The organism is Streptomyces katrae, from assembly GCF_000966975.1.
GTDB classification, from domain to species: domain Bacteria; phylum Actinomycetota; class Actinomycetes; order Streptomycetales; family Streptomycetaceae; genus Streptomyces; species Streptomyces katrae.
Genome location: NZ_JZWV01000798.1, coordinates 1 through 9,817, shown reverse-complemented (window position 1 = coordinate 9,817; position 9,817 = coordinate 1). Strand labels below are relative to the sequence as shown.

Below are 9,817 nucleotides of genomic sequence, written 5' to 3'. Positions count from 1 at the left end.
GTCCATCTGCGCGGCTCCTCAGCCTTCCTGGAGGGTGGTCAGACCGTGTGCGATGAAGACGGGGACCAGCTCGCCGATCCGGTCGAAGCCCGCGCCCACCGTCTGGCCGAGCGTGTACCGGTAGTGGATGCCCTCGAGGATCACCGCGAGCTTGAACCAGGCGAAGGCCGTGTACCAGGCGATCGCCCCGGTGTCCCGGCCCGAGCGGGCGGCGTACCGCTCGACCAGCTCGGCGGGGGCCGGGTGGCCCGGCGCGCGGCTCGTCGTACTGACGGGGGAGTCCTCCAGGCCCAGGTCCGAGCTGTACATCACGAGCAGGCCGAGGTCCGTCAGCGGATCGCCCAGCGTGGACATCTCCCAGTCCAGCACCGCCCGGATCGTGTCGTCCGGCCCGCCGATCAGTACGTTGTCCAGCCGGAAGTCCCCGTGCACCACGGCCGGGGCGGGGGAGGCGGGCAGCGCCCGGCCCAGGGCCGCGTGCAGTTCGTCGATGCCGGCCAGCTCCCGGCCGCGCGAGGCGGCGAGCTGCTTGCCCCAGCGGCGCAGCTGCCGGTCCAGGAAGCCCTCGGGCCGGCCGAAGTCGCCCAGCCCCACCGCCTCCGGGTCCACCGCGTGCAGGTCGACGAGGGTGTCCACCAGCCCCAGCACCGCCCGCCGGGTGCGCTCGGGGCCGAGCTGCGCGAGCTGGTCCGCCGTCCGGTACGGCACCCCGTCCACGTGCTCCATCACGTAGAACGGCGCCCCCAGCACCTCCGCGTCCTCGCACAGCAGCAGCGGCTCGGGCACCGGCACGGCCGTCCCGTGCAGGGCGGCGATCACCCGGTGCTCGCGCCGCATGTCGTGCGCGGTGGCCAGGACGTGGCCCAGCGGCGGGCGGCGCACCACCCAGCGGGCCCGGCCGTCGGTGACCGCGTACGTGAGGTTCGACCGGCCCCCCTCGATGAGCCGGCCGGTCAGCGGCCCGGCCACGAGGCCGGGGCGCGCTGCGTCGAGGTGGCCGCGCAGCCGCTCCAGATCGAGACCTCGGGGGTCGGCTGGGGTCATGTGCGCGCCTCCGTACGAAGTCGGGTCGACGACGGACGTCCCGTGTCCCCAGCCATCATGCCGACCAGTCGGTATGCCGTCCAGGGGGCGGGCCGAAAGAACCCCTTCCGGCCCGCCGCCCCATCCGCTCACGCGTGGCACAGGATCGGCGTGCCGCCGTTCATCACCGTCATGTCCCGCAGCACCGCCATGATGTCCAGCGGGGCCCCCTCCGGCTCCCCGGCCAGCTCCGCGTACGCCCGGTGCAGGTTCGCCACCAGCCGTTCGCTCTCCCGCCAGGCCGCGAACTCCCCAAGGTCGGCCCCGCGCGCGGTCTCCAGCGGGGTCAGCCCCTTCTCCCGGCCCTCCCGCGCCAGCTCCGCCACGTACCGCAGGTAGCGCTCGGTGGACTCGTACGCCGACGGGTCGGTCAGCGGCCCGTGCCCCGGTACGACGGTCTCCGCGTCCAGCGAGCGCAGCAGCTCCAGCGCCCGCAGCGAACCGGCCAGCGAGCCCATCGCCAGGAAGGGCGTGCCCCCGGCGAAGACCAGGTCGCCGGTGAACACCACGCGCCGCCCGGGCAGCCAGACCACCGAGTCGCCGGTGGTGTGCGCGACGCCCGGGTGCAGCACCCGCACCTCGGTCTCCCCGACGTGCAGCGTCAGGCGGTCGCCGTACGTGAGGTCGGGCGCGGTGATCTCTATCGCGCCGAAGTCGGTCGCCGGCCAGATCAGCTCCAGCTGGTGCCCGGCCGCGAGCTGCTCGGCCCGCGCGTTGTCGTGGCCCACGATCAGGGCCGGCGCGAAGACGGCGTTCCCGTAGGTGTGGTCGCCGTGGTGGTGGGTGTTGACCACCGTCCGGGGCAGCGGCGCCCCGGCCGCCAGGACCGCCTCGCGCAGGGCCAGGGCCCGCCGTTCGGTGGCCGCGGTGTCGACCAGCAGGGTCTGCCCGCCGTCGCAGACCCAGCCGGCGTTGTTCAGGCACCAGCCGCCGTCCGGCTGGACATAGGCGTACACCCCGGCCGCGGGCTGGACGACGTAGGGCTTCTCGACGGTCATGGGCGCTCTCCCCGGGTCGCTGTGACAGGCGGTCAGCATCCTGTCAGCAGGCCCGGGGCCGGGGGAGGGCGGGGCCGGGCCGGGCCCGGGGTCAGACGATGACGGCCATGGCGAACACCGCCAGCGCCACCGCGCACGCCGCCGCCCCCGCCGCCGCCTTGGGCGTCAGCGCCGCCGGCCGGGCGGCGGTGAGCTGGCGGATCCGCCGGTGCGCCACCCACAGGAACGCCACCCACACCAGGGCGATCACGGCCACCCCGCCCACCTCCACCGGCGACCCGGTCCCGTGCAGTGCCTGGCGCAGCGCCAGCACCGCCGTGACCGAGCAGGCGAGGGTGGTGCGCCGCCAGGCCAGCCGGGTCCGCTCCGGCTGGAGCCCGGCGTCACGGACGGCGGTCCCCGGACGTGTCACGGCCGGCTCGTCCAGCCCAGCAGCACGACCACCATCATCGCCACCGCGACCAGCCCGACCCCCAGGCTCAGCAGCACCGGGAACGGAGACAGCGGCAGGTCCTCGCCCCGCCGCATCGCCCGTTCGCACCGCACCCAGTGGTGCACGGCCCGCAGCGCACAGGCCGCCCCCACCGCCAGCAGGGCGAGCGCCATCCCCACCCGCACCCCCCACCGCAGGTCCGGCAGGAACTGGTCCACCGCGAACCCGCCGCCCACCAGCGCCAGCGCGGTCCGGATCCAGGCCAGGAAGGTCCGCTCGTTGGCCAGGGAGAACCGGTAGTCCGGGGTCTCGCCCTCGGCGCGCAGCCGCTGCGGTGCGAACCAGAGGCGCACGTCCTTGACGAAGTCGATCACCTGTCCAATTTACGTCCCCTTCATGCGCGGGGCGCGGGCGGCCGGGACCCGCCCTCCCGGAAGGCCCGCAGCCGCCGGTAGGCCTCCAGCCCGTCCGGCACCCACGCCCACTCCCCGCCGGCCACCCGCCGCTCCAGCTCCTCCGGCTCCAGCCAGGTGTGCCAGTCCACCTCCGACTCCTGCGGAGCCACCGGCAGCGCGCACCGCACCTCGTGCACGTACGACCACCAGGCCCCGCCCGGACCCTCATAGAGGAACTTGAAGAGCGGCACCGGCTGCTCCAGCCCGCTCACCCCGAGCTCCTCCTCCGCCTCCCGCAGCGCCGCCCCCGGATAGTCCTCCCCGGCGCCCAGCACCCCTCCCACGAACATGTCGTAGTGCGCGGGGAACACCAGCTTCGACGCGGTCCGCCGGTGTACGAAGATCCGCCCGAGCCCATCCCTGACCTGCACGAACACACACCGGTGGAGCAGCCCCCGGGAGTACACCTCGCCCCGCGGGGCCTGCCCGGTGACCCGGTCGTCCCGGTCCACCACGTCCAGTACCTCATCAGCCGCACTCACGCACCCATCCAACCACCGCTGTTGACGGGTTACCGCTCCGTAGCAAAGGATCTGCCCCACCACCGACCGGAGGACGGACAGACGCATGAGCTACGACGCTGACGTGATCGTGATCGGAGCGGGCCTCGCCGGCCTCGTGGCCACCGCCGAGCTCGTCGACGCGGGCCGGAAGGTGATCCTCCTCGACCAGGAGCCCGAGCAGTCGATCGGCGGGCAGGCGCACTGGTCCTTCGGCGGGCTCTTCTTCGTGGACTCGCCCGAGCAGCGCCGGATGCGGATCAAGGACAGCCGGGCCCTCGCCCTCCAGGACTGGCTGGGAACCGCCGGCTTCGACCGCGAGGAGGACGCCTGGCCGCGCCGCTGGGCCGAGGCCTACGTGGACTTCGCGGCCGGCGAGAAGCGGCCCTGGCTGCACGCCCAGGGGGTCCGCTTCTTCCCCGTCGTCGGCTGGGCCGAGCGCGGCGGCTACGACGCCAACGGGCACGGCAACTCCGTCCCCCGCTTCCACATCACCTGGGGCACCGGCCCCGGCCTGGTGGAACCCTTCGAACGGCGGGTCCGCGCCGGTGTGGCCCGCGGCCTGGTCAGCCTGCGCTTCCGCCACCGGGTCACCGGCCTGGCCACGACCGCCGGCGCCGTGGACACCGTCACCGGGGAGGTCCTGGAACCCTCGGACGCCGTACGGGGCGCCGCGAGCTCCCGTACGAGCACCGGCTCCTTCAGCCTGCGCGCCCAGGCCGTGATCGTCACCAGCGGGGGCATCGGCGGCAACCACGACCTGGTGCGCGCCCAGTGGCCCGCCCGCCTCGGCACCCCGCCCGCGCGGCTGCTCTCCGGGGTCCCGGCGCACGTGGACGGCCTGATGCTCGGGATCGCGGAGAAGGCCGGGGCCAGCCACATCAACAAGGACCGGATGTGGCACTACACCGAGGGCATCGAGAACTGGGACCCGATCTGGGCCCGCCACGGCATCCGCATCCTGCCCGGCCCCTCCTCCCTGTGGCTCGACGCCACGGGCCGGCGCCTGCCCGTCCCCCTCTTCCCCGGCTTCGACACCCTCGGCACCCTCGACCACATCATGCGCACCGGCCACGACCACACCTGGTTCGTGCTCAACCAGCGCATCATCGGAAAGGAATTCGGCCTTTCCGGCTCCGAGCAGAACCCCGACCTGACCGGCCGCTCGGTCCGCGAGGTGCTGGTCCGCGCCCGGCAGGCCGTACCGGCGCCGGTCAAGGCCTTCATGGACCGGGGGGCCGACTTCATCGTCGAGCGGGACCTGTCCGCACTGGTCCGCCGGATGAACGAGCTCACCGGCGAGGACCTGCTCGACGAGGCCACCGTCCGGCGCGAGGTCACCGCCCGCGACCGCGAGATCGTCAACCCCTTCACCAAAGACCTCCAGGTCACGGCCATCCACGGGGCGCGCCGGTACCTCGGCGACCGGCTGATCCGCACCGCCGCCCCGCACCGGATCCTCGACCCCGCGGCCGGGCCCCTGATCGCCGTCCGCCTCTCGATCCTGACCCGCAAGTCCCTGGGCGGCCTGGAGACCGACCTCTCCTCACGGGTGCTGACCCCCTCGGGCGAGCCCCTGCCCGGGCTGTACGCGGCCGGGGAGGCGGCGGGCTTCGGCGGCGGCGGAGTCCACGGCTACCGAGCCCTCGAGGGCACGTTCCTGGGCGGCTGCCTCTTCGTCGCCTGAGCCCGGCCCCCGTACGTGCGCTCCGCGCCCGTCGCCTCAGGCTCCGCGCAGCGGCCACCCGGATCCGCGTCATCCGCCCCAACTGCCCCGCTTCGCACACCCGTTGATTCCGGCCACCCGCCGCGACGGACCTTGACGCGGAGCTGTGCGTACCGGTTTGCTGTGAGTGATCACCGGCTGACCACCGGCCGATCGAGCCGCCGCGCCCCAGGCGCGCGCGCCCCACACCGCGTACCACCACCACCGGCACCGCCCGCACCCGCGCTCTGGAGGGAACCCGCGGATGTCCCCGCCGCCGCCCCTCGGCCGCACCCGCAAGCGGGACGCCCAGCTCTTCGATCCGGCCCTCTGCGACACCGAACTGGTCGCCGTGCGCGGCCAGTTCACCCAGGGCCGCTGGGCCAGGGCCCGTAGCCTGCTGGTGGCCACCGGCGACGACTGGGACCGCCGGGGCCACCGCGTCACCGTCCTCGCCGAGACCCCCTCCGCCACCGCCTGGGCCCGCGAATGGCTCCTCGCCGAACCCGGCAGCGCCGACGCCGCCACCCTCCTCGCCTGCGCCACCGTGCACGCCGCACTGCGCGGCAAGGGCACCCCGCAGGCCGCCGACGAGGCCTGCCGCCGGGCCGCCGCCGTGCTCCCGGCCGACCCCACCCCCTGGCTCGGCCTGCTGATGCTCTCCCGGGCCTTCGGCGGCGACGAGGAGTTCAGCCGCAACTTCGACCAGGTCCGGGCCCGCCACCGCGAGCACCACCACGCCCACCACCTCATGGTCGCCCGGCTCGCCGAACGCGACCCCGCCGCGGGCAGCGACCCGCTCCACGAGGTCTACGACTTCGCCGCCTGGGCCGCCGAGGAGTCCCCGGCCGACTCCCCGCTCGCGGTGCTCCCCGTCATCGCCCACGCCGAGCGCTACCGCGTACTCGCCGCCGCCGAGGGCCGTACCGCCCCCGAGGCCGCCACGCTGCACTGGAGCGGCCGCCGCGCCCGCCAGGTGCTGCGCTCCGCCTTCGACTGGTGGCTGGAGTGGGAACGCGAGGACCACCCCCGCAACCGGGTCGACCTCAACTTCCTCGCCCACGCCAAGCTCTGCGAAGGGCGTCCCGCCGAAGCCGCCGCCCTCTTCCACCGCATCGGGGCCCACGCCACCCGCGCCCCCTGGTCCTATCCGGACCGCGACCCCACCAAGGCCTTCCTCGCCGCGCGCAGCGCCGCGCTCGGCACCGCCTGACCGACCGCACCCCCAGCCCCACCCCCGACCCGACCAGTCGCCCCCGAAAGGACCCTGCCATGCCGACGGGCAGATCCACCGTGACGGCCGCCGCCACCGAGGCCGAGATCCGCACCTACAAGGGCCAGGACCGGGCCCTGCGCGCCGGCCGCCTCGGCACCGCCGGACTGCTGCTCTCCGTACTCGCCGCCAGCGCGCCCCTGATGGTCGTCGCCGGTGTCATGCCCACGATCTACGGGGTCATGGGCATCGAGGGCCAGCCCCTGCTCTTCGTGATCCTCGGCGTCGTCCTCGCCCTCTTCGGCATCGGCTACGCCGAGATGAGCCGCCACGTCCACAACGCCGGCGCCTTCTACGCCTACATAGCCCGCGGCCTCGGCCCCACCGCCGGAGCCTGCGCCTCCCTCGTCGCCCTCGTCGCGTACAGCGCCATGCAGGTCGGCGTGTACGGAATCCTCGGCTTCGAGATCTCCGGCCTCTTCTCCACCTACCTCCACACCGAGCTCGCCTGGTGGATCCCCGCGCTCCTCGCGGTCGCCGCCACCGGCGCCCTCGGCTGGCTGAAGATCGACCTCAACGCCAAGGTGCTCGGCGTACTGCTGCTCATCGAGTGCGCCCTCGTCGTCGTCTTCGACCTCGCCGCCCTGGGCAAGCCCGGCCCCGAAGGCCTCTCCCTGCACGCCTTCGACCCCGCCACCCTCGGCGGGGCCGGCCTCGGCACCGCCCTGTGCTTCTGCATCGCCGCCTTCGTCGGCTTCGAGCAGTCCCCGGTCTACGCCGAGGAGACCAGCAAGCCGCACATCGTCGTCTCCCGTGTGATGTTCCTCGCCGTCGGCTTCGTCGCCCTGTTCTTCGCCCTCAGCGCCTGGGCCCTCAGCGTGGCCACCGGGCCCGCGCAGATCACCAAGGCGGCCACCGACGCCGGCCCCGCCCTGCTCTTCGACCTCACCCAGAGCCGCCTGGGCGCCGGTTTCACCGACGTCCTGCACGTGCTCTTCGTCACGGGCATGTTCGCGGCCATGCTCAGCTTCCACAACGTCGTCGCCCGCTACGCCTTCGCCATGGGCCGCGAGGGCCTGCTCCCCGCCCGCTTCGGCCGCACCAACCCGGGCACCGGCGCCCCCGCCACCGGCTCCCTGCTCCAGACCGTGGTCGCCGCCCTCGTCGTCCTCGCCTTCGCCTTCACCGACGGCTACCCGGCCGGCGACCCCACCGCGCCCGTCCTGCACCTGTTCACCTGGATGGGCAGCGTCGGCGCCCTCGGCGTGACCGTCCTGATGGCCGCCTCCTCCTTCGCGGTCATCGCCTTCTTCGTCCGCCGGGGCGCCGCCGGCGCCCAGGTCCGGCGGCTCGTCGCGGCGGGTCTCGCCGGGCTGGCCCTGATCGTCATCGCCGTCTACACCGTGAAGGACTTCGCCGTCCTGGTCGCCGCCGAGGAGGGCTCCGCCCTCAGCTGGGCGCTGCCCGCGATCATCGGCGTGGCCGCGCTGGCCGGACTGGTCCACGGGCTGGTGCTCAAGGCCCGCCGCCCCGAAGCGCACGCCCGCATCGGCCTGGGGAACGAGGCCTTCCGCCTCGACCAGGCCGCTGAGGCGGCCTCGGACGCCTGAGGCCGGGACGGGTGCCCGAGGGGCCCCGTGCCCCGTGTCCGAGCCCTCCTGAAGCCCCCGGTGACCCCTCCACGGTCGCCGGGGGCTTCCGCGTCCGGTGGCTGATTTTGGCGGGTAGCGCGGGCCGTGGTCTCCTATGGCGACAAAATCACCGGAACCGCGATACGGGGGATACCACCCAGCTCCCCCGGACGCGGCTTCGGACCTGCCTGTCCGACCCACGAAGGCGAAGTGTCGTATATGAGTGACCGCACCTTGACCGAGGCCCCCGCCGAGGCGTCCTCCCGCCATGTCGACGCAGGTGACGAGGGCTACAGCAAGGACCTCAAGTCCCGTCACATCAACATGATCGCCATCGGCGGGGCGATAGGCACCGGCCTGTTCCTCGGCGCCGGCGGCCGCCTCGCCGGCGCCGGCCCCTCCCTGGCCATCGCCTACGCGGTGTGCGGCGTCTTCGCCTTCTTCGTCGTCCGGGCCCTCGGCGAGCTCGTCCTGTACCGCCCCTCCTCCGGCGCCTTCGTCTCGTACGCGCGCGAGTTCATGGGGGAGAAGGGCGCCTACACGGCCGGCTGGCTGTACTTCCTCAACTGGTCCACCACCACTGTGGCCGACATCACGGCCGCCGCGACCTACGCGCACTTCTGGTCGATGTTCACCGACATCCCCCAGTGGGTGCTCGCCTTCATCGCCCTGGCCGTGGTCCTCACCGCGAACCTGATCTCGGTGAAGTACTTCGGCGAGATGGAGTTCTGGTTCTCCCTGGTCAAGGTCGCCGCCCTCGCGATCTTCCTGCTCGTCGGCATCTACCTCGTCGCCACCAGCCACGACATCGGCGGCAGCACCCCGGGCCTGGCCAACATCACCGACCACGGCGGCATCTTCCCGTCCGGCGTGCTCCCGATGCTCCTGGTCATCCAGGGCGTGGTCTTCGCGTACGCCTCCGTCGAGCTCTGCGGCGTCGCCGCCGGTGAGACCGAGAACCCCGAGAAGATCATGCCGAAGGCGATCAACTCGATCATGTGGCGCGTGGGCCTCTTCTACGTCGGCTCCGTGGTCCTCCTCGCGCTGCTGCTCCCGTACACCGAGTACTCGTCCGACCAGAGCCCGTTCGTCACGGTCTTCGACAAGCTGGGCGTGCCCGGCGCCGCCGGCATCATGAACCTGGTCGTCCTGACGGCCGCCCTGTCCAGCCTGAACTCCGGGCTCTACTCCACCGGCCGGATCCTGCGCTCGATGGCCCTGTCCGGCTCCGCGCCGAAGTTCACCGGCGTCATGAACAAGGGCAAGGTCCCCTACGGCGGCGTCCTGTTCACCGCCGCCTTCGGCGTCGCCGGCGTCGGCCTGAACTACTGGATGCCGGGCGAGGCCTTCGAGCTCGTCCTCAACCTGGCCTCCATCGGCATCCTCGGCACCTGGGCCATGGTCATGATCTGTTCGCTGTTCTTCTGGCGCCGCGCGCAGAAGGGCCTCGTCGAGCGCCCCGGGTACAAGCTGCCCTGGGCGCCGTACACGCAGATCGTCACCCTGGTCTTCCTGGTGACCGTCCTGGTGCTGATGTGGTGCGACGGCGGCGTCGGCCGCACCACGGTGATGATCCTCCCGGGCATCGCCGCGGCCCTGGTCGGCGGCTGGTTCCTGGTCCGCCGCCGGGTGAACCAGATCGCCTCCTCGCGCGACTGACGACCCCACGGGCCCCAGGGCCCCCGGGACGGGCTCCGGCCCGCCCCGGGGGCCCTTCTCCGTTCCCCGGGGGGAAACGAAGAAGGACCCCGCCGAAGCGGGGTCCTTCTCATGATGTGTCCGAGGGGGGACTTGAACCC

Annotated in this window: 9 protein-coding genes; 4 read left to right on the top strand and 5 right to left on the bottom strand. The window is 73.3% G+C overall.

Annotated features, from left to right (window positions below; all coding sequences use genetic code 11):
- Positions 1-18 precede the first annotated feature (18 nt).
- The 5 genes from VR44_RS26785 to VR44_RS26765 form a co-directional block, all read right to left on the bottom strand.
- Positions 19-1,044 carry a phosphotransferase family protein gene (locus VR44_RS26785; protein WP_045950177.1) on the bottom strand — a complete coding sequence of 342 codons (1,026 nt, stop codon included), beginning with the start codon at positions 1,042-1,044 and terminating at the stop codon, positions 19-21.
- A 128-nt stretch (positions 1,045-1,172) separates the two neighbouring features.
- On the bottom strand, positions 1,173-2,081 hold the full coding sequence (locus VR44_RS26780; RefSeq protein ID WP_045950176.1) for an MBL fold metallo-hydrolase: 909 nt from the start codon (positions 2,079-2,081) through the stop codon (positions 1,173-1,175).
- A 91-nt stretch (positions 2,082-2,172) separates the two neighbouring features.
- Entirely contained in the window at positions 2,173-2,493 is a 321-nt protein-coding gene (locus tag VR44_RS26775; protein ID WP_045950175.1) for a DUF202 domain-containing protein, read from the bottom strand.
- The gene (locus VR44_RS26770; RefSeq protein ID WP_045950174.1) at positions 2,490-2,888 is read right to left on the bottom strand and encodes a YidH family protein; all 399 of its coding nucleotides are present in this window, start codon (positions 2,886-2,888) and stop codon (positions 2,490-2,492) included. Before VR44_RS26770 ends, VR44_RS26775 begins: the two co-directional genes overlap by 4 nt.
- 20 nt (positions 2,889-2,908) lie before the next feature.
- Entirely contained in the window at positions 2,909-3,451 is a 543-nt protein-coding gene (locus tag VR44_RS26765) for an NUDIX hydrolase (RefSeq protein ID WP_045950178.1), read from the bottom strand.
- 85 nt (positions 3,452-3,536) lie between these two features.
- On the opposite strand from VR44_RS26765, the gene VR44_RS26760 reads away from it, so the two are divergent.
- The 4 genes from VR44_RS26760 (at position 3,537) to VR44_RS26745 (ending at position 9,677) form a co-directional block, all read left to right on the top strand.
- Positions 3,537-5,156: an FAD-binding dehydrogenase gene (locus tag VR44_RS26760; RefSeq protein WP_045950173.1), complete on the top strand. Its 1,620-nt coding sequence runs from the start codon at positions 3,537-3,539 to the stop codon at positions 5,154-5,156.
- A 283-nt stretch (positions 5,157-5,439) separates the two neighbouring features.
- Positions 5,440-6,387, top strand: coding sequence for a hypothetical protein (locus VR44_RS26755; RefSeq protein ID WP_045950172.1), 948 nt, complete (start codon positions 5,440-5,442; stop codon positions 6,385-6,387).
- A 59-nt stretch (positions 6,388-6,446) separates the two neighbouring features.
- Positions 6,447-7,997, top strand: a complete 1,551-nt coding sequence (locus VR44_RS26750) for an APC family permease (protein WP_045950171.1) — start codon at positions 6,447-6,449, stop codon at positions 7,995-7,997.
- Positions 7,998-8,237: 240 nt separating this feature from the next.
- Positions 8,238-9,677 (top strand): amino acid permease, encoded by a 1,440-nt coding sequence (locus VR44_RS26745; protein WP_045950170.1) that lies wholly within the window; start codon positions 8,238-8,240, stop codon positions 9,675-9,677.
- The last annotated feature ends 140 nt before the right edge of the window (positions 9,678-9,817 follow it).

Excerpts from the sequence above, each read along its gene's own strand:
- VR44_RS26755 (WP_045950172.1), top strand. The coding sequence starts at position 5,440 with ATGTCCCCGCCGCCGCCCCTCGGCCGCACCCGCAAGCGGGACGCCCAG.
- VR44_RS26750 (WP_045950171.1), top strand. The coding sequence starts at position 6,447 with ATGCCGACGGGCAGATCCACCGTGACGGCCGCCGCCACCGAGGCCGAG.
- VR44_RS26780 (WP_045950176.1), bottom strand. The coding sequence starts at position 2,081 with ATGACCGTCGAGAAGCCCTACGTCGTCCAGCCCGCGGCCGGGGTGTAC.
- VR44_RS26760 (WP_045950173.1), top strand. The coding sequence starts at position 3,537 with ATGAGCTACGACGCTGACGTGATCGTGATCGGAGCGGGCCTCGCCGGC.
- VR44_RS26745 (WP_045950170.1), top strand. The coding sequence starts at position 8,238 with ATGAGTGACCGCACCTTGACCGAGGCCCCCGCCGAGGCGTCCTCCCGC.
- VR44_RS26785 (WP_045950177.1), bottom strand. The coding sequence starts at position 1,044 with ATGACCCCAGCCGACCCCCGAGGTCTCGATCTGGAGCGGCTGCGCGGC.